At 68.2% G+C, this 24,387-nt stretch carries 21 protein-coding genes; 17 read left to right on the top strand and 4 right to left on the bottom strand.

Features of this window, described 5'->3' with window-relative positions; translation table 11 throughout:
- Together kdpA and ACFXKN_RS26700 are read right to left on the bottom strand one after the other, a co-directional pair.
- The gene (gene kdpA, locus ACFXKN_RS26705) at positions 1-1,671 is read right to left on the bottom strand and encodes a potassium-transporting ATPase subunit KdpA (protein WP_378965210.1); all 1,671 of its coding nucleotides are present in this window, start codon (positions 1,669-1,671) and stop codon (positions 1-3) included.
- Between the two features lie 83 nt (positions 1,672-1,754).
- Complete coding sequence (locus tag ACFXKN_RS26700) at positions 1,755-1,838, bottom strand: potassium-transporting ATPase (RefSeq protein ID WP_067449012.1); 84 nt, start codon at positions 1,836-1,838, stop codon at positions 1,755-1,757.
- 281 nt (positions 1,839-2,119) lie between these two features.
- On the opposite strand from ACFXKN_RS26700, the gene ACFXKN_RS26695 reads away from it, so the two are divergent.
- From ACFXKN_RS26695 to smc, 10 genes are all read left to right on the top strand, one after another.
- On the top strand, positions 2,120-2,284 hold the full coding sequence (locus ACFXKN_RS26695) for a hypothetical protein (protein WP_379434029.1): 165 nt from the start codon (positions 2,120-2,122) through the stop codon (positions 2,282-2,284).
- Positions 2,281-4,791, top strand: a complete 2,511-nt coding sequence (locus ACFXKN_RS26690) for an ATP-binding protein (protein ID WP_379434028.1) — start codon at positions 2,281-2,283, stop codon at positions 4,789-4,791. The genes ACFXKN_RS26695 and ACFXKN_RS26690 overlap by 4 nt, the downstream gene beginning before the upstream one ends.
- The gene (locus ACFXKN_RS26685; RefSeq protein ID WP_378965224.1) at positions 4,778-5,584 is read left to right on the top strand and encodes a response regulator; all 807 of its coding nucleotides are present in this window, start codon (positions 4,778-4,780) and stop codon (positions 5,582-5,584) included. The genes ACFXKN_RS26690 and ACFXKN_RS26685 overlap by 14 nt, the downstream gene beginning before the upstream one ends.
- Before the next feature lie 90 nt (positions 5,585-5,674).
- Positions 5,675-6,118 carry an OsmC family protein gene (locus ACFXKN_RS26680; RefSeq protein WP_378626344.1) on the top strand — a complete coding sequence of 148 codons (444 nt, stop codon included), beginning with the start codon at positions 5,675-5,677 and terminating at the stop codon, positions 6,116-6,118.
- Complete coding sequence (locus ACFXKN_RS26675; RefSeq protein WP_378965236.1) at positions 6,115-6,450, top strand: acylphosphatase; 336 nt, start codon at positions 6,115-6,117, stop codon at positions 6,448-6,450. The genes ACFXKN_RS26680 and ACFXKN_RS26675 overlap by 4 nt, the downstream gene beginning before the upstream one ends.
- Before the next feature lie 31 nt (positions 6,451-6,481).
- Positions 6,482-7,225, top strand: coding sequence for a hypothetical protein (locus ACFXKN_RS26670; RefSeq protein WP_378965239.1), 744 nt, complete (start codon positions 6,482-6,484; stop codon positions 7,223-7,225).
- Complete coding sequence (locus ACFXKN_RS26665) at positions 7,226-8,389, top strand: glutathionylspermidine synthase family protein (protein WP_378965244.1); 1,164 nt, start codon at positions 7,226-7,228, stop codon at positions 8,387-8,389.
- A gap of 35 nt (positions 8,390-8,424) precedes the next feature.
- Entirely contained in the window at positions 8,425-8,880 is a 456-nt protein-coding gene (locus ACFXKN_RS26660) for a DUF350 domain-containing protein (protein ID WP_378965247.1), read from the top strand.
- An 88-nt stretch (positions 8,881-8,968) separates the two neighbouring features.
- Positions 8,969-9,472: a DUF1707 domain-containing protein gene (locus tag ACFXKN_RS26655; protein ID WP_378965250.1), complete on the top strand. Its 504-nt coding sequence runs from the start codon at positions 8,969-8,971 to the stop codon at positions 9,470-9,472.
- A 181-nt stretch (positions 9,473-9,653) separates the two neighbouring features.
- The gene (smc, locus tag ACFXKN_RS26650) at positions 9,654-13,280 is read left to right on the top strand and encodes a chromosome segregation protein SMC (protein WP_379434027.1); all 3,627 of its coding nucleotides are present in this window, start codon (positions 9,654-9,656) and stop codon (positions 13,278-13,280) included.
- A 130-nt stretch (positions 13,281-13,410) separates the two neighbouring features.
- On the opposite strand, the gene ACFXKN_RS26645 is transcribed toward smc, so the two are convergent.
- Positions 13,411-14,331 (bottom strand): NmrA/HSCARG family protein, encoded by a 921-nt coding sequence (locus tag ACFXKN_RS26645; protein ID WP_379434026.1) that lies wholly within the window; start codon positions 14,329-14,331, stop codon positions 13,411-13,413.
- A gap of 123 nt (positions 14,332-14,454) precedes the next feature.
- Here ACFXKN_RS26645 and ACFXKN_RS26640 point away from each other — a divergent pair, with 123 nt between their 5' ends.
- On the top strand, positions 14,455-15,204 hold the full coding sequence (locus ACFXKN_RS26640) for a TetR/AcrR family transcriptional regulator (RefSeq protein ID WP_379434025.1): 750 nt from the start codon (positions 14,455-14,457) through the stop codon (positions 15,202-15,204).
- 286 nt (positions 15,205-15,490) lie between these two features.
- Here the strand turns inward: ACFXKN_RS26640 and ACFXKN_RS26635 are convergent, their stop codons facing one another.
- A complete protein-coding gene (locus tag ACFXKN_RS26635; protein WP_067448994.1) occupies positions 15,491-15,880 on the bottom strand; it encodes a DUF2237 family protein in 390 nt (129 codons plus the stop codon).
- Between the two features lie 154 nt (positions 15,881-16,034).
- Here ACFXKN_RS26635 and ftsY point away from each other — a divergent pair, with 154 nt between their 5' ends.
- The 6 genes from ftsY (at position 16,035) to ffh (ending at position 24,189) form a co-directional block, all read left to right on the top strand.
- On the top strand, positions 16,035-17,540 hold the full coding sequence (gene ftsY / locus ACFXKN_RS26630; RefSeq protein ID WP_379434024.1) for a signal recognition particle-docking protein FtsY: 1,506 nt from the start codon (positions 16,035-16,037) through the stop codon (positions 17,538-17,540).
- 315 nt (positions 17,541-17,855) lie between these two features.
- On the top strand, positions 17,856-19,220 hold the full coding sequence (locus ACFXKN_RS26625; protein WP_379434023.1) for an ammonium transporter: 1,365 nt from the start codon (positions 17,856-17,858) through the stop codon (positions 19,218-19,220).
- 5 nt (positions 19,221-19,225) lie between these two features.
- Positions 19,226-19,564, top strand: a complete 339-nt coding sequence (locus ACFXKN_RS26620; protein ID WP_110036141.1) for a P-II family nitrogen regulator — start codon at positions 19,226-19,228, stop codon at positions 19,562-19,564.
- Positions 19,565-19,651: 87 nt separating this feature from the next.
- Positions 19,652-22,096, top strand: a complete 2,445-nt coding sequence (locus tag ACFXKN_RS26615; RefSeq protein ID WP_379434022.1) for a [protein-PII] uridylyltransferase — start codon at positions 19,652-19,654, stop codon at positions 22,094-22,096.
- A gap of 132 nt (positions 22,097-22,228) precedes the next feature.
- On the top strand, positions 22,229-22,543 hold the full coding sequence (locus tag ACFXKN_RS26610) for a hypothetical protein (protein WP_378900511.1): 315 nt from the start codon (positions 22,229-22,231) through the stop codon (positions 22,541-22,543).
- A gap of 80 nt (positions 22,544-22,623) precedes the next feature.
- Positions 22,624-24,189 carry a signal recognition particle protein gene (ffh, locus tag ACFXKN_RS26605; protein WP_378965298.1) on the top strand — a complete coding sequence of 522 codons (1,566 nt, stop codon included), beginning with the start codon at positions 22,624-22,626 and terminating at the stop codon, positions 24,187-24,189.
- Positions 24,190-24,387: the final 198 nt, after the last annotated feature.

The raw sequence follows: 24,387 nt of genomic DNA, 5'->3' as shown, positions 1-24,387 counted from the left end.
TCAGTGAATTCCTTCGGCGAGCGGCCCGAGTGCGAGAGCGGGCAGGAAGGTGAGCGCGACCAGGATCACCGTGGTGCCGACGACCATGCCGACGAACTGCGGCCGGTGCGTCGGCAGTGTGCCGATCGACGCGGGAGTGGTGCCCTGCTGGGCCAGCGAACCCGCCAGTGCCAGCACGATGATGATCGGCAGGAATCGGCCGAACAGCATCGCGAGGCCGAGGGCGGTGTTGTACCACTCGGTGTTGCCGGTGAGACCGGCGAAGGCGGAACCGTTGTTGTTGGCCGCGGAGGTGAAGGCGTAGAGCACCTCCGACATGCCGTGCGGGCCGCCGTTGAGCATGCTCGCTCGTTGTCCCGGCAAGGCCATGGCCACCGCGGTACCGACCAGCACGATCAGTGGGCTCACCAGGAAATAGGTTGCCGCCAGCTTGATTTCGCGCGGGGTGATCTTCTTGCCGAGATATTCCGGGGTGCGCCCGACCATCAGGCCCGCGACGAACACCGTGATCACGGCGAGGATCAACATGCCGTAGAGACCGGAGCCGACCCCACCGGGCGCCACCTCGCCGAGCTGCATGTTGAACATCGTCATCATGCCGCCGAGGCTGGTGTAGGAATCGTGGAACGAGTTCACCGCACCCGTCGAGGTGAGGGTGGTCGCGCCGGCGAAGGTGGCCGAATCGGCAACGCCGAAGCGGGTTTCCACGCCCTCCATCGACGCACCGATCGCGGTCGGGACCGTGCCGTGGTGCTGGAGCTGGAACAGGTTGGTCAGCGAGATGCTGGCCAGGGCGATCGTGCCCATCACCGCCACGATCGCGTAGCCCTGCTTGGTGGAGCCGACCATCCGGCCGAAGGTGCGCGGCAGCGAGAACGCGATCACCATCAGCAGGAAGATCTCGATGAAGTTCGTCCAGGTGTTCGGGTTCTCGAACGGGTGCGAAGAGTTCGCGTTGTAGAAGCCGCCGCCGTTGGTGCCGAGTTCCTTGATGACCTCCTGGCTCGCCACCGGTCCGCCGGTGATCGTCTGTTCGGCGCCGCCGATGGTCTGCGCGACCTGATCGTGGAGGTGGAAGTTCTGGATGACGCCGCCCGCGACCAGCACGATCGCGAAGACGAACGCCAGCGGCAGCAGAATGCGCAGGGTGCCGCGCACCAGGTCGACCCAGAAGTTGCCGAGGTCACCGGTGTGGCGGCGGGCGAAGCCGCGCACCAGGGCCACCGCTACCGCCATGCCGACGGCCGCGGAGACGAAGTTCTGTACCGCGAGACCGGCCATCTGCACCAGGTGACCCTGGGTGGACTCACCGGAGTAGTTCTGCCAGTTGGTGTTGGTGACGAAGCTGACCGCGGTGTTCCACGCGAGCGCGGGGGTCATCTCGGTGCCGGGGTCGTTGAGGTGCAGTGGCAGTGCGCCCTGGACCAGCTGGAAGAAGAACAGCAACAGCACGCTGACCGCCGAGAACGCCAGCACACTGCGGGCGTAGACGGGCCAGGTCTGCTCGACCTCGGGCTTCGCGCCGATGGCGCGGAAGATCAGCCGCTCGACGCGGGAGTGCTTGTCGCTGCTGTAGACCCGGTACATGTAGTCGCCCAGCGGTACATGCACCAGAGCCAGCGCGAGAACCAGGGCCGCCACGAAGACGATCCCCGCAGTAGTCGTGTTCACCTAGAACCTCTCGGGGAAAAGCAGCGCCGCGATCATGAAGACGGCGACTCCGGCAGCCAGTGCGAGACCGACAAGGTTCGCGATCACAGCTTCTCCACCCCTCGCTGGATCAAGCCCAGCAGCGCGAAGATCGCCACGGTGAGCACCGTGAACACCACGACAGACATTTCCAACCTCCTTGTGCTCCGACGTGGAGCACCTAGGTGAGTGAAACGCCGGATCGCGGCTCGGCGTGGCTTCCTTACGACTCCTTAGCGCCCGGCGGCCATGCCTTTGCGGAATGTTGACGCGACGGGTGCGTGACGGGTGTGAGGATGCCGTCAAAGCGGGCCCGATAGCCGTCAACACACCGTAAAGATCGAGATCAGGCGTTTGTTCGCGCGGTAGAAAGTGGGCACCGGTCGGCGAACGGCCGCCGGTTCCCCTGTGCACGGAAAGTGAGATCGCGGTGTCGGTAGTGACCCTTGCGGTGATCTTCGGTTTTGTCGGATCGTTGCTGCTGATCCGGGTGCTCGGTCGGCTGAACACCTCGCACACGCCCATGGTGACGGTCGGCGTGTTGCCGGTGCGCCCTACCAGCGAGGCTCGGCGACACGCGATGATGGACAGGTGAAACGCGGACAACTGCGCATCTATCTCGGTGCGGCGCCGGGCGTTGGCAAGACCTACGCCATGCTCGGCGAAGCGCACCGGCGGCTCGAGCGCGGCCGTGATGTGGTGGCCGCGCTGGTGGAGACGCACGGTCGCGCGAAGACCGCGCAACTGCTCGATGGCATCGAACGGATCCCGACGAAGCTGGTCGGCTATCGGGGCACCGAGCTGCCCGAACTCGACGTCGACGCGGTGCTCGCGCGCAAGCCCGCCGTGGTGCTCGTCGACGAGCTCGCGCACACCAACGCGCCGGGCAGCGTGCACGAAAAGCGCTGGCAGGACATCGAACAGCTCCTAGACGCTGGTATCGATGTCATCTCGACGGTGAACGTGCAGCACCTCGAGAGCCTCAACGATGTGGTCGCCCAGATCACCGGGATCGAGCAGCGCGAGACGGTGCCCGATGCGGTGGTGCGCGCGGCCGATCAGGTGGAGCTGGTCGATCTCACACCGGAAGCGCTGCGGCGCAGGCTGTCACACGGAAATGTGTACGCGGCGGACAAGGTGGATGCCGCGCTGCGTAACTACTTCCGGCCCGGAAATCTCACCGCGCTACGGGAACTCGCGCTGCTGTGGCTGGCCGATCAGGTCGACGCCGCGCTCGCCAAGTACCGGGCCGACCACAAGATCACCGAGCTGTGGGAGGCGCGCGAACGGGTCGTCGTCGCGGTCACCGGCGGGGCGGAATCGGAGACGGTCGTGCGCCGGGCGGGGCGGATCGCGTCCAAGTCCAGCGCCGATCTCGTGGTCGTGCACGTGGTGCGTGGTGACGGGCTCGCCGGTGTGTCGACGCAGCGGATGGTTCGGCTGCGTGAACTCGCGGCCGGGCTCGGCGCCTCGCTACATACCGTGACCGGCGACGATGTGCCCGGCGCGCTGCTGGAATTCGCGCGGGAGGTCAACGCGACGCAGTTGGTGCTCGGGACCTCGCGACGGTCGCGGTGGGCGCGGATGCTCGACGAGGGCATCGGGTCGACGGTGGTGCAGCGTTCGGGCAAGATCGACGTCCACATGGTGACCCATGAGCAGGCCAACCAAGGTGTGCGCCGCAACCCGCTGCGCGTCCGTCAGCCGCTGTTCGCCTGGATCGCCGCACTGCTGGTGCCGGCGCTGGTGAGCGTGGTCTGCTGGGCGACGCTCGACGGATTCCTCGAACTCGGCGGGCTCAGCGCGATGTTCTTCGTCGGTGTCGTCGCGGTCGCGCTGCTCGGCGGTGTCGTGCCTGCCTCGGTGTCGGCGCTGCTGTCGGGGCTGTTGCTGAACTGGTTCTTCACCTCACCGCGCTACAGCCTCACCATCGCCGAACCGGACAACTTCGTCACCGTGGTGGTGCTGCTGATCGTGGCGGTCGCGGTCGCCGCGCTTGTGGACGTCGCGGCGAAGCGAACCAGGCAGGCGCGCAAGGCATCCCGTGAAGCCGAGCTGCTCACCCTGTTCGCCGGTGCGGTGCTGCACGGCGCCGACCTGCCCAATCTGCTGGAACAGGTGCGGGAGGCCTATGGCCAGCGGGCGGTGAGCATGCTGTGCGGTGACGTGGTGGTCGCCGAGGTCGGTACGGATCCACCGCGCCGTTCCGGCGATGCCGAGACGGCCATCGAAGCAGGCGATGCGACGAGCCTGCTGTTGCTGGCCGGGCACCCACTCGACCCGGGGGAGCGGCCGGTGCTCAACGCGGTGGCCAATCAAGCCGCCGGGCTGGTCCGGCAGGAACGACTCGCCGAAGAAGCCAGTGCCGCGGCGGCTTTGCTGGAGGCCGATCGGTTGCGGCGGGCACTGCTCTCGGCAGTCAGCCACGACCTGCGCACGCCGTTGGCCGGTGCCAAGGCCGCCGTGTCGAGTCTGCGCAGCGACGATGTGGAGTTCTCCGCCGAGGACACCGGCGAACTGCTCGAAGCGATCGAGGAATCCGTCGACCAGTTGACCGCGCTGGTCGGCAACCTACTCGATTCGTCGCGCCTGGCCGTCGGTGTGGTGAGCCCGCAGCTGCGGCAGGTCTATATGGACGAGGCGGTGCACCGCGCGCTGGTGAGCGTCGGGATGGGCGCGCGGGGATTGCGGCGCGCGGCGATGGACCGGGTGAAAGTCGAGGTCGGCGAGGTTTCGGTGCTCGCCGACAGCGGTCTTCTCGAACGCGTGCTGGCGAACCTGCTCGACAACGCCCTGCACCACTCCGGTCGTGACACACCCGTTCGTGTCACCGCCGAACACGTTGGCGACCGGGTGTCGATCGCGGTCGTCGACACCGGACGCGGCGTCCCCGCGGGCACCGAGGAGGACCTGTTCGAGCCGTTTCAGCGCCTCGGCGACCGGGATAACACCACCGGCGTCGGGCTCGGCCTCTCGGTCGTGCGCGGTTTCGTCGAGGCGATGGGCGGTACCGTCCACGCCGAACCCACACCGGGCGGCGGTCTGACCATGCTGGTCGACCTGCCCTCCCCCTTCACAGGAAACAACGATGCCGACAAGTGAGCACATGGGTAACTCCGGCGGGACCGGCGAACCCACCGCTACGCCGAAACCGGCGCCCGCCCGCACGACGGCCGTCCCACCTGAGTCCGACCGGAATACGCGCAGTGGCGGAACTGTGAAAGTTCTGGTGGTCGATGACGAGCCGCAGATCGTGCGGGCGTTGCGGATCAATCTGTCGGTGCGTGGCTACGAGGTGATCACCGCGGGCAATGGTGCCGCGGCGTTGCGTGCCGCCGCCGAGAAGCATCCCGATGTGGTGATTCTCGATCTCGGGCTGCCCGATATGGATGGCATCGAGGTGCTCGCGGGGCTGCGTGGCTGGAGTAGCGCGCCGGTGCTCGTGCTCTCGGCGCGCACCGACTCCGCCGACAAGGTCGAGGCGCTCGACGCGGGGGCCGACGACTACGTCACCAAGCCGTTCGGGATGGACGAGTTGCTGGCCCGGTTGCGTGCGGCGGTTCGGCGTGGGGCCGCCGATGCCGGGAGCGACGACCCGGTGGTGGTGACCGATTCGTTCACCGTCGACCTGGCCGCGAAGAAGGTCACCAAGCAGGGCGTGGCCGTGCACCTCACACCCACCGAGTGGGGAATGCTGGAGATGCTGGTGCGCAATCGCGGAAAGCTGGTGGGGCGCAAGGAATTATTGCGCGAGGTATGGGGTCCGGCCTATGCCACTGAGACCCACTACCTGCGCGTCTACCTCGCGCAGTTGCGGCGCAAACTCGAGGACGATCCGGCGAACCCGCGCCACCTGCTCACCGAGGCGGGGATGGGCTATCGCTTCCAGGAGTGAGCGTGCGCCGGGTCACGTGCTCGGAATGCCGGGGGCGGCGGGGGCGTTCCCAGGCGTGGATCGTCTTCGAGCGAATGGCAGGATCAAGGCATGGCTGAGCAGACTGCACCCGTGAACAACGCGCCCACCGAACTGTGGGTCGAGCGCACCGGAACCCGTGCCTACACCGGGCGCAGTAACCGCGGCGCGGAGGTTCTGATCGCCTCCCAGGGTGTTCCCGGCGCCTTCACACCCGGTGAGCTGCTCAAGATCGCGCTCGCCGGTTGCACCGGGCTCAGTTCGGACCTGCCGTTGTCGCGTCGCCTCGGCGACGAGTTCGACGCCACCATCCGCGTCTCCGGTGATGCCGACCGCGAGAACGAGCTCTACCCGCAGCTCGACGAGGTACTCGAACTGGACCTGTCCGAACTCGACGAGGCCGCCCGCGAACGACTACTGGTCACCGTGCAGCGCGCCGTCGACAAGGTGTGCACCGTGGGTCGCACGCTCAAAGCGGGCACGAAAGTGACGCTGACTTTCAACATCGACGCATGAGTTCGGAGCCGGTTCGGCTGAGTGCGTGGGTGCACGGATACGTGCAGGGCGTGGGGTTTCGGTGGTGGACGCGCTCGCGCGCACTGGAACTCGGGCTGGTCGGTTACGCGCGCAACCACCGCGACGGTCGCGTCCATGTTGTCGCCGAAGGGCCACGAACGGCGGGCGAGAAATTGCTGGAACTGCTACGGTCCGGCGAAGCGCCCGATAGTTCGCAACCCGTCGGGCACGTGAGACATGCTCTGTCCGGGCCGGCTCCCGGGCGGGTAGACCTGGTTGTGGAAAGCTGGGAGCCCGCGCGGGGCGACATGACGGGATTCGAGGAGCGCTAGTGGTGACTTCGGGGGCAAGGGGGCGGCAGCGGTGAGCACACAGAACCCTGGACCGCCCGATCGACCGGACCAACCCTCGAACGGCGAGCCCGGCAGGTCTCCGTGGACGCCACCCGATCCCGGCGCGGGATGGTCGGCACCGGAGGCGAGTTCGACACCGCCCGACCCGAACGCAGGGTCGACGCCGCCTGTTTTCGGCGCGGGCGGGCATCCCGTCGAACCGCCGCGTCCCGGTCGGATGGCCAGGCAGGAACCCGGCGTCACCCAGCCGCGTCCGCCGACCGTCGGCGAAGCGCGTGCCAGAGACAAGGCCCGCAAGCAAGCAGACGCGGCCGAGCGGCAAGCAGCCGCGGCGGCAGAGGAGAAGCGGCGCAACCGCAAACGCGTGATGATCGGCGGTGTCGCCATCGTCGGCGTCGCCGCGCTCGTCGGTGGTGGCTACCTCGCCTACCGAGCGATCACCGCGCCCGAACAGGTGACGGCCTCGTGCGTGCGGATCGACGAGAACGGGCAGGAAGTCGTTGTCCCCGATGAGAACTGCGGCGACGGCAAGACCAATTTCCGCAGTGACAGCTCCGGTGGCCACGGCGGCGGGCTGCTGATTCTGGGCTGGCCGCAGTACCGCTACCACTACGGCGGCACACCGACGATCGGCAAGCCACCGACGGGCGGCACCTCGGTGAAACCGCGCAATGCCCAGATCACGACCAAGAGCGGCACCACGGTGCAGCGCGGCGGACTCGGCAGCAAGTCGACCGGGGGGAGTGGGTCGTAGATGCGGCGCAACACGAGCACACCACGCCAGGACTGGCAGCAGATCGTCGAGAAGCAAGGTCTCGTCTACGGCGCGCCGGGGCGCGATGCCAGCGGTCAGCCGCGGCCGTACTGGGACGAGTCGGTGCACTACGAGTTCTCGATGGACGAGATCCTCGCGCTGGAAGCCGATGTGGAACTGCTGCAGTCGATGTGCCTGCACGCGGTCGAACACGTGGTACTCACCGAGCGCTTCGCCGATTTCGGTCTGCCGGAATGGACTTGGGGCCCGATCGCCGAATCCTGGCGTCGCAGTGACCCTTACGTGTACGGCCGCTTCGACCTGCGCTACGACGCGCGGCGCCCGGCCAAGCTGCTGGAATACAACGCCGACACCCCCACCTCGTTGCTCGAGGCCGGGATCATCCAGTGGCACTGGCTGCAGCAGGTGTATCCCGGTGGCGACCAATGGAATTCGCTGCACGAGAAACTGGTGGAGCGCTGGACCGAACTGCGCGACGTGTTGCCCGGTACCGAACTGCACTTCACCTGGTCGGGCGCCGACGCGACCGGCGAGGACAACGTCACGACTGCCTACATGCAGGAGACGGCGGCCGAAGCCGGTTTCGACACGGTCGCGCTGCCGATCGAGGAGATCGGGTTCGACACCGAACTGAACCGGTTCGTCGATCTGGCCGAGGCGCCGATCGAGGCGATCTTCAAGTTGTATCCGTGGGAGTGGATCATCGACGACGATTTCGGCAAGCGCGTCGTCGCCAGCCTGCCCGCGACCGCGTGGATCGAACCGCTGTGGACCACGCTGCTGAGCAACAAGGCGATCCTGGCGATCCTGTGGGAGATGTATCCCGGTCACCCCAACCTGCTGCCCGCCTACCTCGACGACCCGCACGAGCTCACCGAATACATTCGCAAACCCAAGCTCGGCCGCGAGGGCGCGAACATGACCATCGTCGGCCCTGGCATGGAGACCGCGACCGGTGGCGTCTACGGCGCCGAGGGTTTCGTCTACCAATTGCTCGACCCGCTACCGGAATTCGACGGGATGCGCCCCGTGCTCGGCGCCTGGGTCGTCGGTGACACCGCGGCGGGGCTCGGTATTCGAGAGACCGCCGGCCTGATCACCGATGACGGCGCGGCGTTCGTGCCACACCGCATCGTCGACTGACACCTGACCTCACAACATTGTTCGAAAGGACCACGATGACCGCCCTCGCCCTGGAATCGGGTTATTGGAGTGCGCTCGGTGAAGGCGTCGGCGCCATCATCCTGTACTGCCTGATCGGCCTCGTGCTGATGCTCATCGGCTTCTTCGCCATCGACCTGACCACGCCCGGCAAGCTGCGCGACCTGGTGATCGCGGGCAAGCCGAACGCGATCATCGTCTCGGCGGCCGGAATGATCAGCATGGCGTTCATCGTCGTGTTCGCGATATTCGCCACCGGCGGCAGCGGCAAACTGTCGGAAGGGCTGATCGCGGCGATCGTGTTCGGCCTGGTCGGCATCGTCGCGCAGGTGATCTCGGTGCGGGTGATCGAGAAGGTCACCGGTATCGATATCGGCCGCACGCTGCACGCCGACGCCTACACCCCCGAGGTCCTCCTCGTCGCCGCCGCGCACTTCGCGCTGGGTCTCGTGGTGGCTTTCGCCATCCTCTGAGCCAGCGCGAGTGGTTGACATCGCACTGTGGAGGGTGGACGCTGGAAACCAGCACTCCACCGTGGATGTTGACCGAGAGGACGTCGGCATGGATATCACCCCGGGTACGCGCGCGTCCGACGCCGAACGCAACGCGATCGTCGCCCAGCTGGGTACGCATCTGGCCGACGGCAGGCTCGACCTGGGCGAATACGACCTGCGCGTAGCCAAGGTCTACGCGACCACCACGCGCGACGACCTCGCCCTCGTCCTGTCGGACCTGCCGCCGCTGACCAAACAGCAGCAGGCCGTGGCGCCCACCGAACGCAAGTCCGGTACGCGCTTCCCGATCTGGCAGCGCATCGAGGCGGGCAGCTGGCTCGGCGTCAGCGTGATCGTGCTGGTCATCTGGGGCCTGATCTCGCTCACCGCGGGCGAGCTCACCTACTTCTGGCCGATGTGGGTGATCGGCCCATGGGGCGCGGTCCTGGTCTTCCGCGTCATCACCGGCTGGGAAGCTACCCCCGGCACCCAGACTCATCTCCGTCAGCTGCAGAAGCAGATGAACCACCTCGACCCGCACGCGAAGCCCGAAGACCCGCACCGACTCTGAAGAACCTGCATTCTGGCCGACATGCCGAAGCGAGTACATCGGTAACTCACCGGGCACGGGCTGACCGGCCCAGCTAGATGACCGCTGCTCGCCTGCGGCAAGCACCACGCACCTAGGTCTGGCCCGAGTCCCGGGGAGGCGGGTTAGCATGGTTGCTCGCGCGCAGGAAGGGTCCTTGGTAGTGCATTTGAAGAGTTTGACGTTGAAGGGGTTCAAGTCCTTCGCGTCTGCGACCACTTTGCGCTTCGAACCTGGCATTACCTGCGTCGTCGGGCCGAACGGGTCCGGTAAATCCAATGTCGTCGACGCGCTCTCCTGGGTGATGGGTGAGCAGGGTGCCAAAGCGTTGCGGGGCGGGAAGATGCAGGACGTCATCTTCGCCGGGACCGTCGGGCGGGCACCGCTCGGGCGCGCCGAGGTGACGCTGACCATCGACAACTCCGACGGCGCGCTGCCCATCGACTATGCCGAGGTGTCGATCACCCGGCGCATGTTCCGCGACGGCGCGGGCGAGTACGAGATCAACGGCAGCACGTGCAGGCTGATGGATGTGCAGGAACTGCTGTCGGACTCCGGTATCGGGCGCGAGATGCACGTCATCGTGGGTCAGGGCAGGCTGTCGGCGATCCTGGAATCGCGGCCGGAGGACCGGCGCGCGTTCGTCGAAGAGGCCGCGGGTGTGCTCAAGCACCGCAGGCGCAAGGAGAAAGCGGTCCGCAAGCTCGACGCGATGCAGGCCAACCTCGCCCGGCTCACCGACCTCACCACCGAATTGCGACGCCAGCTCAAGCCGCTCAGCCGTCAGGCCGAGGTCGCCCGCCGCGCGCAGACCGTGCAGGCCGACCTGCGCGATGCCCGGCTGCGGCTGGCCGCCGACGACCTGGTCACCCGCCGTGGCGAACTGGAGTCCCAGCTCAGCAAAGAGGCGTACGCCCGCGAACAGCAGATCACTGTGCAGACCGAACTCGACGCCGCCAATGCCGCGCTCGCGCAGCAGGAGTTCCAGCTGTCCCGGCTGAGTCCCAGCGCCGAGGCTGCCGCGCAGACCTGGTTCCAGCTTTCGGCACTGGCCGAACGGGTGAACGCCACCATCCGGATCGCGAGTGACCGGGCCAGGCACCTGCACACCGAGGTGCCGGTCGGCACAGGCCGCGACCCGGAGCAGCTCGAGGCCGAGGCCGACCGGATCGAGGCCGAAGAGGCCGAACTGCGGTACGCGGTCGAGATGGCCACCGAGACCCTCGAAGCCGCGCGCGAAGCCCTCGCCGAGCGGGAACACGCCGCCAAGGCCGCCGAGCAGGCGCACCTGGCGGCCGTGCGCGCGATCGCCGACCGGCGTGAGGGGCTGGCGCGGCTGTCGGGCCAGGTCGACACGTTGCGCACCCGCGCCCAGTCCGTGGACGCCGAGATCGCGCGCCTGTCCGTGGCCATCGCCGATGCCCGGCACCGTGGTGAGACCGCGCAGGTCGAATACGACTCGGTGCAGGACGAACTCGGCGAGCTCGACGCGGGGGAAAAGGGCCTGGACGCCCAGCACGAACACGCCGTCGCCGCGCAGGGACTGGCCGACGAGCGGGTGCGGGAACTGCGTGAACTCGACCGGGAGGCGAGCAAGCTCGTCGCCCGGCTCGGTGCCCGCATCGAAGCGCTCGGTATGAACCTGGCCCGCAAGGACGGCGCGGCCTGGCTGCTCGAACACGGAGTGAGCGGGCTCGGCGGACGCTTGTCGGGTCTGTTGCGCGTGCAGCCCGGATTCGAGGCCGCTGTCGCCGCGCTGCTCGGTCCGCTCGCCGATGCCATCACGGCCGATACCGCGACGACTGCCGACTCGGCGGTCCGGGAATTGCGTAGCGGTGACGGTGGTCGGGTGGCATTCGTCTTCGCGACCGGCGCGACGATTGCGGCCGAGCGTTCCGCGTTGCCCGCCGGTGCGCAGTGGCTCGCCGACGTGCTCGATGGCGAGGATCAGGTGCGGCCCGCGCTGGCCGCGCTCACCGCCGACGTCGTGGTCGTCGACGATCTGGCGACCGCCACGGAGCTCGTCGCGGTGCGCCCGGAACTACGGGTGGTTACCCGTGACGGCGATCTGGCCGGTGCGGGCTGGATCGTCGGCGGTTCGGAACGGATGCCGAGCCAGCTCGAGGTCCAGGCCGACATCGACACCGCCACAGCGGAACTGGCGGCCGCGCAACGGCGGGCCGAGGAGCTGGAGGCGGCGCTGGCCGGAGCGCTGGCCGAACAGACCGACCGCAAGGACGCCGCCGACCACGCGCTGATGGCGCTGCACGAATCCGATCAGGCGCTGCTGGCGATCTACGACCGGCTGGCCCGCGTCGGGCAGAGTGCGCGCGCCGCGCAGACCGAGGGGGAGCGGCTGGCCACCCAGCGCGCGGAAGCCGAAGCGGCGCGGGAGAAGTCGCTGGCCTCGCTGGCCGAACTCGAGGACCGGTTGCGGCATGCAGAGATCGAACACGACGGCAGCGATGACAGTTTCGGCGCCGCGAGCACCGAGACCGCGGGGTACGCCCGTGAAGAAGCCGCTGCCGCGCTCGCCGAGGCCCGGACCATGGAGGTCGAGGCCCGGTTGTCCGTGCGCACCTCGGAGGAACGCGCGGAATCCGTTCGCGGCAAGGCGGATTCGCTGCGCAGGGCCGCGCGTGGCGAGCGGGAGGCCAGAGCTCGCGCCGAACGTGCGCAAGCCGCTCGGCGCCAAGCGGCCGCCGTGGCCGCGGCGGTCGCCGAATCGGGTAGCAAGATCAAGCACGAACTCGAGCAGGTGGTGGCCACCGCCGCGGCACGACGTGACGAATTGGTCCGTCGCCGTGGCGAATGCGCCGCCGCGCTGGAACAGGTGAAGGAGCGCGCACGCGCGCTGAACACCCAACTGGCCCAGCTCACCGATGCCGTGCACCGCGACGAAGTCGCCAAAGCCCAAGCGGCACTGCGCATCGAACAGCTCGAGACGACCATCTCCGAACAGTTCGGCATCGCACTGGCCGAGCTCGTCGCCGAATACGGGCCCGATGTGGTGCTGCCGCCCTCGGCGCTGGAGATGCACGAGTACGAGCAGGCCAAGGAGCGCGGCGAACAGGTCAGCGCACCGCAACCGATGCCCTACGACCGGCCGACCCAGGAGCGCCGCGCCAAGCGTGCCGAGAAGGACCTCACCACGCTCGGCAAGGTGAATCCTCTTGCGCTGGAAGAGTTCGCGGCGCTCGAGGAGCGCTACACCTTCCTCGCCACCCAGCTCGAAGACGTGAAGAACGCGCGCAAGGATCTCCTCGACGTGGTCGCCGAGGTCGACGCCCGCATCCTGCAGGTGTTCACCGAGGCCTACGCCGATGTGGAACGCGAATTCGTCGGCGTCTTCGGGAAACTGTTCCCCGGCGGCGAGGGCAGGCTGGTTCTCACCGACCCGTCGGACATGCTCACCACCGGCATCGAGGTCGAGGCCCGTCCGCCCGGCAAGAAGGTCAAGCGCCTCTCGCTGCTCTCCGGCGGCGAGAAGTCGCTCACCGCGGTGGCTTTGCTCGTCGCCATCTTCCGCGCCCGCCCCTCTCCGTTCTACGTGATGGACGAGGTCGAAGCGGCGCTGGACGACACCAACCTGCGCCGCCTCATCGGCCTGTTCGAGCAGCTGCGCGAGAAGAGCCAGCTGATCGTGATCACCCACCAGAAACCCACCATGGAGATAGCCGACGCCCTCTACGGCGTGAGCATGCGCGGCGACGGCATCACCCAGGTGATCTCGCAACGCCTGAACCGAGCCGAGGTCACCGACCCCGATCCGGTGGCGGCTTCGGTCTGAGGCCGGGTCGGCGCACGAGCGGCGGGGCGTTGTCGATGTGGTTCTCCGGGCAGCTCACGGCTGCAGTCGCAGCCCGGCTCGCGAAAGCCGGCCGGATTGGGCTGTGTCCAGGACGTGTCCCGCCGCTGGTTCAGCGGGGTCGGCTCGCCGGAACCGTGGCGTCGATCCGGTCGAGAATCCGTTGTGTGCCGCCGCGTGCCAACCAGTCGCGCAGCGAGGTCAGCTCTGGGTGCAGCGAGCGCAACGCGGGGATGTCGGCGTGCCAGCCGCCTGTTTCGCGGATCAGGCGCCAGGTGTTGCCTAGTTGGGGTCCGATCGCGTCGGCTTCCTCCTCGGTGACCTCGCGGTAGTGGATAGGGCGGCCGATGGCGGCGCCGATCGTGGCGGCCGCCTCGACGGGGGTGATGGCCTCGCCCGCGAGCTCGAGGGTGCGGGCGTGCCAGGTGTCCGGGTCGGCGAAGGCCAGGGTGGCGAAGGCGGCGATGTCGTCGACGGCGATCATCTGGAGCGGGCGATCGGCGGGGAACAGGTGCGCGTGTTCGCCGCCTTCGCGGATGCCGTCTACGGGGGAGCCGTGGAGGAGATAGTTCTCCATGAATCGCACGGGGCGCAGCACGGTGTAGCGCAGGCCGGATTCGGCCATGGTCGCTTCGATCTGACGCTTGCCCTCCTGGCCCCATGATTGCGCGGCGCCCATCGTGGCGACGCCGGTGAACACGATCTGCTCGACACCGGTGGCGCGGGCCGCGTCGATCACGGCCGTACCGCGGCGGGCCTCGGTCCCCTCGCCCCAGCCTTCCGCGCTGTAATCAGCTGGTGGAACGAGGAATACGGCCCGGGTACCGGCTGCCGCAACACGCAGAGATGCGGGGTCGTCTAGGTCGCCGACCGCCAATTCGGCGCCGAGGATGGCCAGTGCGCGGGCAGCGGGGGAGTCGGTGTCGCGGACCAGGGCGCGGACCGGATGTCCTTCGGTGAGCAACCGGCGGGCGGTCGCGCCGCCCTGCTTGCCGGTGGCGCCGGTGATCAGGACGGGAAGTGCTGACGTCATTGCGGAGGGGCTCCGTTTCGTGATCGATCGTGTGCCTACAATCGGGTCAGTAAACCCGTATGCCGGACGTTACGGGCGGTTGCACCCGGTTGGCGAGGTCACGTATAGGAAAGGCGTAACGAAATGGCGGTCGGCAACGGTGCGGAACCCGCGATCCGAGCCGACGCGCGGCGCAACCGCGCACAGATTCTGGCCGCCGCCCAGCGCGCGCTCGCGGAACGAGGGACCACCGTCTCGCTGGCCGAAGTGGCCCGCCGCGCCGGTGTCGGCGCCGGCACCGTCCACCGGCACTTTCCGACGAAAACCGATCTGTTGGAAGCGGTGATGCAGCAGCGCGTCGACGGATTGGCCGCGCTGGCCGCCGAACGCCTCACCGATCCGGATCCGGGCTCGGCCTTCTTCGCCCTGTGCACCCACGTCATCATCACGACGCCCGGCAACAAAGACCTCTGCGACCTGGTGCAATCCGACGACGGCTGGCCCCGCGCCCTACTTCGCGGCGCAGGTAACCGCTTCCACCGCGGACTGGGCGCGCTCCTCGCCTCGGCTCAACGTCAGGGTGCGGTCCGAGCCGACGTGGTCGTCACCGACGTGCTCGACATCTTCACCGGATGCGTTGCCATCCAACGACATCGACGCGCGGACGACCCCCTCGCCCCGGCCGTCGCCCTCATCCTCGACGCCCTGCGAACCCACCCGTCTCCCGTAACGGAACCCGGGAAACCTACCCGTAACGAAACTAGGGAGAGTAGCGAAACTCCGTCGGCCTGTCCTGTCTGCGGCGCTAGTCTGCGTCGCTCCACCACCGGGAGGCCGGCCCGCTACTGCTCCGCAGCGTGCCGCCAGAAAGCGCATCGCCAACGCCACCCCTGATCGCGTGCGTGTGGTACGCGGGGCGGGGATTCAGCGACAGCCCGCAACCGCCGCGGACCGCCTCCTACACGTGTCAGCGCAGCATCATCGATGCACGAGCGTCGCCGACGCCGCCCCAGCGCCCGGCCCCGCCGCCTACCGGCCAGATGCGCACAGCTACCCACCCGCCACCGCCGCAACGGTGTGGCCCGTGGTGAACGGCGGCAGCACCATGCCGGAGCAGAACGCAAAGTCGGAACAGGTGGGTCTAGTCCACGCCGGACCGGCGTGGCCAGGGTGCGGAGGCCTACAACAGGTCGCTGACGTCGTCGGGGACGTCGACGGCGTATTTGCGCAGGATGTCCACCGAGATGACCTCCAGCGCGTTCTCGTGGGTTGCGGCCAGCACCACGGGTGCGGCGACGCCGTCCTCGTGGGCGTGCAACCAGCGAACCGCCACCACGCACCAGCGGTCGCCCGGTTGCAGGCCGGGGAAATTGTTCTCTGGGCGGGGGGTGCTGAGGTCGTTGCCGATGGAGGCCTGATGCTCCAGGAATTCGGCCGTCACGACGGTGCACACGGTGTGGCTGCCGAGATCCTCCGGACCGGTGCTGCAGCAGCCGTCCCGGTAGAAGCCCGTGAGAGGATCGGCGCCGCACTCTTCCAGCGGCCCCCCAAGCACGTTTCGATCGGTCACTCCGCCGATCCTATGGGGCAAGTGCCAGAAGTTCCGCAGGACAACGAATCTGTAGTGTTTCCGCCACACCGCGACGCGCCCGGAGACGTCTCCCCGACCTGCCGCGCAGACGCCGCCGACGTGCGGTAACTCCCCGCACGAATAGACTCGCCGGGTGAGTTCGCAAGCGTGGATCCTGATCGCCGCGATCGCCGCCGTGCTGTTGGTGGCGCTCGTCGCGGGTTTCGTCCTGTACAAGCGACGCCAGATTTCGCTGGCCCCGCCCGAGCCGGACAAGGAGTTGACGGACCGCTCCGGTGGTTACACCGCCTCCGGTGGGTTCAACTTCAGCCAGGGCGGTTCGACGGCGACATTGCCGAAGCCCGAACCCGTCCCGGAACGCACCGACACCGACGGCCAACCGCACATCGGCGACGACGCCGCTATCCCGCGTGACGCCCCGCGCCGCGGCATCACCGATGTCGCGCTGCCCGAGGGCGACGTGGCCGTCGACGAGACCGTGGTCGTCCCCGACGACGCGTCCACTCTCGACACGGTCGCACCGGCCGAGCCCGACACCGCGATCGCGCCTACCGACTCCGCGCCAGCCACCGCTGCGCCCACCGCGCCCGCGGACACAGCGCCCACCGCGCCCGCGGACACAGCGCCCACCGAGGCCGCGCCCAGCGCAGCGCCCACCGAGGCCGAGACCGCAGCGCCCGACGCCACCACCACCGCGATCGAAGAGATCGACCCCACCACCGGCCGCCTCGTCCGCCTGCGCGGGCGCCTGGCTCGCTCCCAGAACGCGGTCGGCAAGAGCCTGCTCGGCCTGCTCGGCGGCGGCGACCTCGACGAGGATTCGTGGGAGGAGATCGAAGACACCCTGGTGCTGGCCGATATCGGCACCGCGAGCACCGCGAAGATCGTCGAACGCCTGCGCGAAGAGATGGCCTCGCGCAGCGTGCGCACACCCGAGCAGGCCCGCGGCGCCCTGCGCGACGTGCTCATCGAGGCGCTGCGCCCCGAGCTGGACCGTTCCATCCATGCCCTCCCGCACGGCGACAAGCCCGCGATCCTGCTCGTCGTCGGTGTCAACGGCACCGGTAAGACCACCACCACCGGCAAACTGGCCCGCGTGCTCGTCGCCGACGGCCGCCGCGTGCTGCTCGGCGCCGCCGACACCTTCCGCGCCGCCGCCGCCGATCAGCTGCAGACCTGGGGCGAACGGGTCGGCGCCGAGACCGTGCGCGGTAAAGAGGCCGCCGACCCGGCCGCCGTCGCCTTCGACGCGGTCACCGCGGGTATCGACGGTGGTGTCGACGCGGTGCTCATCGACACCGCGGGCCGCCTGCACACCAAGACCGGCCTGATGGACGAGCTGGGCAAGGTCAAGCGGGTCGTGGAGAAGAAGGGTGAGGTCGACGAGGTGCTGCTGGTCCTCGACGCGACCGTCGGCCAGAACGGCCTGATGCAGGCGCGGGTGTTCGCCGACGTCGTCGACATCACCGGCGTGGTGCTCACCAAGCTCGACGGCACCGCCAAGGGCGGCATCGTGTTCCAGGTGCAGCACGAACTCGGTGTGCCGGTGAAACTTGTCGGCCTCGGCGAGGGTGCCGACGATCTGGCCCCCTTCGAGCCGGGTGCGTTCGTCGACGCCCTGCTCGGGGGCACCGCGTAGCGATTCTCGTAGATGCCCGTCCGATCCAGCGATCGGGCGGGCATCGCTGTTTTTCGCGGCTGACATCCCTGTTTCCGGGAAACGACGCCGCGGCGAATCGCCGCGCGAACTCGCGGCGAATCCCACCTCCGTACCAACCTCACCGTGAGCTGACAGGCTCATGCCAACCACACGAAACGTGGATGCAACACAACAGCGCTATCCGTTCACTCAGGCGAAACACCACAGCTCAACGGATGAAACACCGAGTGGCGACCCTTCTGTACAGGTCCTTTTGCCGTCATCGGCGAGGCCCGAGATGAGGAGGAAGACAAGGTGGCATTTCCACTGATCGGTACACCGGATACCGGTGATACCGCTTGGATGCTGGCGTCGGCAGCGCTCGTGCTGTTGATGACGCCGGGTTTGGCGTTCTTCTACGGCGGCATGGTCCGCGGTAAGAACGTGCTGAACATGATCATGATGAGCGTCTCCGCGATGGGCCTGGTCACCATCCTGTGGTGTCTATACGGCTTCTCGATGACGTTCGGCGAGGACAAGGGCAACCTGATCGGTGATCCTCTCCAGTACTTCGGTCTGAAGAGCATCTTCGGTGGCACCGCCGCGGATTCGGCGGGCATCCCGCTGTTCACGGCGACGCCGGAGGACCCGACGGCCCCGATCACGGCGGGTATCCCGCTGACGGTCTTCGTCGCCTTCCAGCTCATGTTCGCGATCATCACGGTCGCACTCATCTCGGGCGCGGTCGCCGACCGCCTGAAGTTCGGCTCGTGGCTCGTATTTGCCGGAATCTGGGCCACCGTCGTCTACTTCCCCGTCGCGCACTGGGTCTTCGCCTTCGACGGCTACACCGCTGAGGCCGGTGGCTGGATCGCCAACAACCTCAAGGCGATCGACTTCGCCGGTGGTACCGCGGTCCACATCAACGCCGGCGCCGCCGGTCTGGTCCTGTGCCTCATCCTGGGCAAGCGCAAGGGCTGGCCGAAGACGCCGTTCCGTCCGCACAACCTGCCGTTCGTGATGCTCGGCGCCGGTCTGCTGTGGTTCGGCTGGTACGGCTTCAACGCCGGTTCGGCGCTGGGCGCCAACGGCATCGCCGGTGCCACCTTCCTCACCACCACGATCGCGACCGCTGCCGCGATGATGGCCTGGCTGCTCGTGGAGAAGATCCGCGACGGTCACCCGACCTCGCTCGGCGCTGCCTCGGGCATCGTCGCCGGTCTGGTCGCCATCACCCCGGCTTGTTCCTCGGTGAACGTGGTCGGCGCCCTGGCCATCGGTGTGGTCGCCGGTGCGCTGTGCGCCCTGGCTGTCGGCCTGAAGTTCCGCTTCGGCTTCGACGATTCGCTCGACGTGGTCGGCGTCCACCTGGTCGGTGGTCTGGTCGGCACCCTGATGGTCGGTTTGGTCGCTGCGGGCGAAGCTCCGGCGGGCGTCACCGGCTTGTTCTACGGTGGTGGAGTCGAGCAGTTGAAGCTGCAGGCTGTCGGTGCTTTCGTCGTCTTGGCCTACTCGCTGGTCGCCACGGCCATCATCGCGTACGCGATCAAGTTCACGATCGGCCTGCGCGCCAGTGAAGAGTCCGAGGCTGCGGGCCTGGACGAGGCCGAGCACGCGGAAACCGCATACGATTTCGCTGCTGTGGGTGGCACGGCACGCTCGCTCGTCAAGGAGGCATGACGAACATGAAACTGGTTACCGCAATCGTCAAACCGTTCACGCTCGAAGATGTGAAGACCGGGCTGGAACAGGCAGGCGTGCTCGGCATGACCGTCAGCGAAGTCCAGGGATACGGCCGGCAGAAGGGCCACACCGAGGTGTACCGCGGTGCTGAGTACTCGGTGGATTTCGTTCCCAAGGTTCGGGTCGAGGTCGTCGTGGACGATGCGTCGGTCGAGAAGGTCGTCGAGGTGATCGTCGAAGCCTCGCGGACCGGCAAGATCGGCGACGGCAAGGTGTGGGTGACCCCGGTGGACACCATCATCCGCGTCCGTACCGGCGAACGCGGAAGCGACGCACTGTAATTCGGTAGGGAACGCACGACAATCGATCGAGCGGCGGCCCCGCTCCCACCGGTGAGAATCCGGTCGGGGCGGGGCCGCCCGCATGAAATGGTGGTGTGGGCTGTGGCACAGCGGAACGGCGGTACGCAGAACAACGGAGCGGCGGATCTGGTCAAGGCCAGGGCGCAACTGCTCGACGGAGCGGGCACCCGCAATCCACGGCTCGATCCGGAATCGCTGCGCGAGGCCCTGGTCGACCTGTTCGAACTGTGGCTCACCGGCAAGGGCAACGAACTCGGCATCACCGCCGACAGCGGCCTCTCGGTCGTGGCGGTCGGCGGACTCGGCCGCCGCGAGATGCTGCCGTATTCCGATCTCGACCTCGTGCTGCTGCACGACGACGTCGACCCCAAGGTGGTCTCCGAAGTCGCCGATCAACTCTGGTATCCGCTGTGGGACGCCCACATCAAGCTCGACCACAGCGTGCGCACCGTGCCGCAGGCGCTGCGGGTGGCCGCCGACGACATGATCGCCGCGCTGGGCCTGCTCGAAGCCCGCCACATCGTCGGCGACGAAGACCTCAGCAATCTGCTCATCGGCGGCGTGCGGCGGGAATGGCGCACCGGAATCCGGTCCCGCTTCGACGATCTCATTGCCCAGACCACCGCACGCTGGCAGCGCAGCGGCGAGATCGCCCACCGCGCCGAACCCGATCTCAAGAACGGGCGCGGCGGCCTGCGCGATATCCAGCTGCTCGACGCGCTCTCGATCGCCCAGCTGACCGACGCCATGCCGGGATTGGGTCCCGAGGTCCCCGGCGGCGGCCTGAAACAGGCACACCGCCGACTCCTCGACGTGCGCACCGAACTGCACCGGGTCGCCGGCCGGGCCCGCGATCAGCTGCGCGCCCAGGACGCCGACGAGATCGGCGCCGCGCTGCGCATCGGTGACCGCTTCGATCTCGCCCGGACATTGACCGATTCGGCGCGTACGGTGAGCTATTCATGCGACGTCGGTCTGCGTACGGCCGCCAACGCGCTACCGCGGCGCGGCCTGGCCAGACTGCGCCGGATGCCGGTGCGCCGACCACTCGATGAGGGGGTGGTCGAGCACTCCGGCGAGGTGGTGCTGGCCAGAGACGCCCGCCCGCAACGCGATCCCGGGCTGATCCTGCGGGTGGCCGCGGCGTCGGCGCAGACCGGGCTGCCGATGTCGGCGACCACGCTCAACCGCCTGTCCGAGGACGCGCCCGAACTGCGCGAACCGTGGCCCAAGGACGCGCTCAACGACCTGCTCGTGCTGCTCGGCGCGGGCCGCGGCAGCATCGATGCGGTCGAGGCGCTCGATCGAACGGGATTGTGGGGCAGGCTCTTTCCCGAATGGGGTGCGGTCCGCGACCTACCGCCGCGCGACGCGCTGCACACCTGGACCGTCGATCGGCACCTGATGGAGACGGTCGCCTTCGCTAGTGGCCTGAGCACCAGGGTCGCCCGGCCCGACCTGCTCGCCCTCGGCGCGCTGCTGCACGACATCGGCAAGGGCCGAACAGGCGACCACAGCATCGTCGGCGCCGAACTGGCCACCCACATCGGCCGCAGGCTCGGCCTGTGGCCCTCGGATGTGCGCACCCTCAGCGCGATCGTGCGCCACCACCTGCTGTTGCCCGACACCGCTACCCGGCGCGACCTCGACGACCCGGCGACCGTGCAGAATGTCGCCGACGCGCTCGGCGGCGACGTCGGCCTGCTCGAACTGCTGCACGCGCTGGCCGAGGCCGACTCGATGGCCACCGGCCCCGGCGTCTGGGGTGACTGGAAGGCCTCGCTGATCGGCGAACTGGTGCGCCGCTGCCGGCTCGTCATGGCGGGCGAGCCGCTGCCGCAACCGGAACCCATCGACCCGGAGCTCTCGGACAAGGCCGCGGCGGGCGGCGTGCACGTCAGCCTCGCGCCCGGCGACGGCAAACACACCTTCGTGGTGACGGTGATCGCCCCCGACGAGCCCGGTCTGCTCTCCGACGCCGCCGGTGTCCTGGCACTGCACGCGCTGCGCGTGCTCTCGGCCTCGCTGGGCAGTGCGGGGGACTCGGCGATCAACACCTTCGTGGTGATGCCGAAATTCGGCGACCCGCCGGACGCGGGTCTGCTGCGTCAGGAACTGATCCGAGCCACCACCGGCGCGCTCGACCTGCCCGCAGTGCTGGCCAAACGCGAAGCCGAAGCAGTCGGGACCGGGCCCGGCCGGTACGCGCGTGCTGTGCCGCGACTGATCTGGTCACCTATCAGCACACCAGGACAGGTGATCTTGGAGCTGCGTGCCGACGATCGGATCGGTTTGCTGAGCAGACTGGCCGGTGCCTTCGCCGCGACGGGAGCGAACGTCCGGTGGGCCAAGGTGGTCACGATGGGCTCGGCCGTGGTCGACGCCTTCTGCCTCGATCTGGGCGACTCCGACAGCCCGGCCCTGCGCGACCGCATCGAAAAGGCCGTCCTCGACGTGGTTCCCCGGCCCGCGCCCACTCCGCCGCCGACCGCAACCGACGGGACCGCCTGACAGTGTAAGGACACGGTTTACTCACCGATTGCTATCAGGTTGCTACACAGCGATCTCGCGGCCCGATAAGTCGAGATAGGACCTATAGCATTTCTCTGGTCTGGCTGTCACTCGTTCGAGGGGAGCTGATCCGTGGCTATCGAAGTCGTTTCCGCGTCAATGATGACCAGCGACGCGACCGCGCACATCGCGCGCTGCGTCGGTGGTGACCTGTGGGTGGTTTCGTGGTTGCCGGGGCGCACCCTCAGTGGTGCGCAGGCGCTGGCCGCGATGACCATCGCCTCGACCGCCGCCCACCACGCCGACAGCGCCGATTCCGAATGGCTTCGCATCGAGGCGCTCTCCCGGGAACTCGGCCTCACCGGCAGGGAAGCGGTGTACCTGGTGAACATCGAATCGCACGAGTTGCGCCGCACGGCGCCACCGCACGTGCGGCATACCGAATAACCTCCATTACCCTGGGAGGGCAATAGACGTCCGACTTCGGTCTGACGACCTGAGACCCTTTCAGATCAGGAGCGCGATCGGTGTTCGAATCCCTGTCCGACCGGCTTACCGGTGCATTGCAGGATCTGCGCGGTAAGGGGCGTCTGTCACCGGCCGACATCGACGCCACCGCGCGCGAGATCCGCCTCGCACTCCTCGAGGCCGACGTCGCGCTGCCCGTGGTGCGCGGCTTCATCGCCAACGTCAAAGAGCGCGCCAAGGGCGCGGAGGTCTCCGGCGCGCTCAATCCCGCGCAGCAGGTCGTCAAGATCGTCAACGAGGAACTCGTCGCGATCCTCGGCGGCGAGACCCGTCGCCTCAACCTCGCCAAGAACCCGCCGACGGTGATCATGCTGGCCGGTCTGCAGGGTGCGGGTAAGACCACCCTCGCCGGCAAGCTGGCCAAATGGCTCAAGGGTCAGGGACACCAGCCGTTGCTGGTGGCCTGTGACCTCCAGCGTCCCGGCGCGGTCACCCAGCTGCAGGTCGTCGGTGAGCGCGCGGGTGTGCCCGTGTTCGCCCCGCACGGCGGCACCTCCATCGGTGGCGGCGAGAATCCGCTCGGGATCACCGCGGCCGACCCGGTCGCCGTCGCCGCGGCCGGTATCGAAGAGGCCAAGGCCAAGCAGTACGACGTGGTCATCGTCGATACCGCCGGTCGCCTCGGTATCGACGCCGAGCTGATGCGCCAGGCCGCCGGTATCCGCGATGCCGTGCAGCCGGACGAGACGCTGTTCGTGCTCGACGCGATGATCGGTCAGGACGCGGTCAGCACCGCCGAAGCCTTCCGCGACGGTGTCGGGTTCACCGGTGTCGTGCTCACCAAGCTCGACGGTGACGCCCGCGGTGGCGCGGCGCTGTCGGTGCGCAATGTCACCGGCGCGCCGATCATGTTCGCCTCCACCGGTGAGAAGCTCGAGGACTTCGACGTCTTCCACCCCGACCGGATGGCCTCGCGCATCCTCGGCATGGGCGATGTGCTCACCCTCATCGAGCAGGCCGAACAGGTCTACGACGCCGAGCAGGCCGAGGAGACCGCGCGCAAGATCGGCAGCGGCGAACTCACCCTCGAAGACTTCCTCGACCAGATGCTGGCCATCCGCAAGATGGGCCCGATCGGCAACCTGCTCGGGATGCTGCCCGGTGCGGGTCAGATGAAGGACGCGCTGGCCGCGGTCGACGACAAGCAGCTCGATCGGGTGCAGGCGATCATCCGGGGCATGACTCGCGCCGAGCGCGACAACCCGAAGATCATCAACGCCTCGCGGCGCTTGCGCATCGCCAATGGTTCCGGAGTGCAGGTTTCCGAGGTCAACCAGCTCGTCGACCGCTTCTTCGAAGCCAAGAAGATGATGGCGATGATGGGCAGGCAGATGGGGATGCCCGGCGCACGCCGCAGCAGCACCAAAAAGGGCGGCAAGAAGGGCAAAAAGGGTGGGCGTGGGCCTACCCCGCCGAAGGTGCGTGGCGGGTTCCCCGGGATGCCCGCCGGGATGCCGGGGTTGCCGCCGGGCATGGATCTGTCGAACATGCCGCCCGGTCTCGATCAGCTGCCGCCCGGCCTGGACGGAATCGATCTGTCACAGCTGAAGTTCCCCAAGAACTGAGTTTTTGGTGCGCTGGCGCGCGCGTGTCCGCGGCCCCGAGGGGCCGCCGGTTAGCGCTCGAGACTAGAGCCTTCGGCTCAGCGCTTTCGAGCGCTAACCGGCGACCCGGCCGCGGACCGGCCCCATCGTGGCCGCCGCTCCCCAGGGGTCGCGGGTGCGGGGTTGGGAGTGCGGTCATGGCGGTTTTAAGGAGTGGCG

It is taken from the genome of Nocardia sp. NPDC059195 (assembly GCF_042754695.1).
In the GTDB taxonomy this organism is placed as follows: domain Bacteria; phylum Actinomycetota; class Actinomycetes; order Mycobacteriales; family Mycobacteriaceae; genus Nocardia.
This window is presented reverse-complemented; position numbering and strand designations above follow the sequence as displayed.

Excerpts from the sequence above, each read along its gene's own strand:
- ACFXKN_RS26700 (WP_067449012.1), bottom strand. The coding sequence starts at position 1,838 with ATGTCTGTCGTGGTGTTCACGGTGCTCACCGTGGCGATCTTCGCGCTG.
- ACFXKN_RS26685 (WP_378965224.1), top strand. The coding sequence starts at position 4,778 with ATGCCGACAAGTGAGCACATGGGTAACTCCGGCGGGACCGGCGAACCC.
- ACFXKN_RS26680 (WP_378626344.1), top strand. The coding sequence starts at position 5,675 with ATGGCTGAGCAGACTGCACCCGTGAACAACGCGCCCACCGAACTGTGG.
- ACFXKN_RS26675 (WP_378965236.1), top strand. The coding sequence starts at position 6,115 with ATGAGTTCGGAGCCGGTTCGGCTGAGTGCGTGGGTGCACGGATACGTG.
- ACFXKN_RS26665 (WP_378965244.1), top strand. The coding sequence starts at position 7,226 with ATGCGGCGCAACACGAGCACACCACGCCAGGACTGGCAGCAGATCGTC.
- ACFXKN_RS26660 (WP_378965247.1), top strand. The coding sequence starts at position 8,425 with ATGACCGCCCTCGCCCTGGAATCGGGTTATTGGAGTGCGCTCGGTGAA.
- ACFXKN_RS26655 (WP_378965250.1), top strand. The coding sequence starts at position 8,969 with ATGGATATCACCCCGGGTACGCGCGCGTCCGACGCCGAACGCAACGCG.
- ACFXKN_RS26645 (WP_379434026.1), bottom strand. The coding sequence starts at position 14,331 with ATGACGTCAGCACTTCCCGTCCTGATCACCGGCGCCACCGGCAAGCAG.
- ACFXKN_RS26640 (WP_379434025.1), top strand. The coding sequence starts at position 14,455 with ATGGCGGTCGGCAACGGTGCGGAACCCGCGATCCGAGCCGACGCGCGG.
- ACFXKN_RS26620 (WP_110036141.1), top strand. The coding sequence starts at position 19,226 with ATGAAACTGGTTACCGCAATCGTCAAACCGTTCACGCTCGAAGATGTG.
- ACFXKN_RS26615 (WP_379434022.1), top strand. The coding sequence starts at position 19,652 with ATGGTGGTGTGGGCTGTGGCACAGCGGAACGGCGGTACGCAGAACAAC.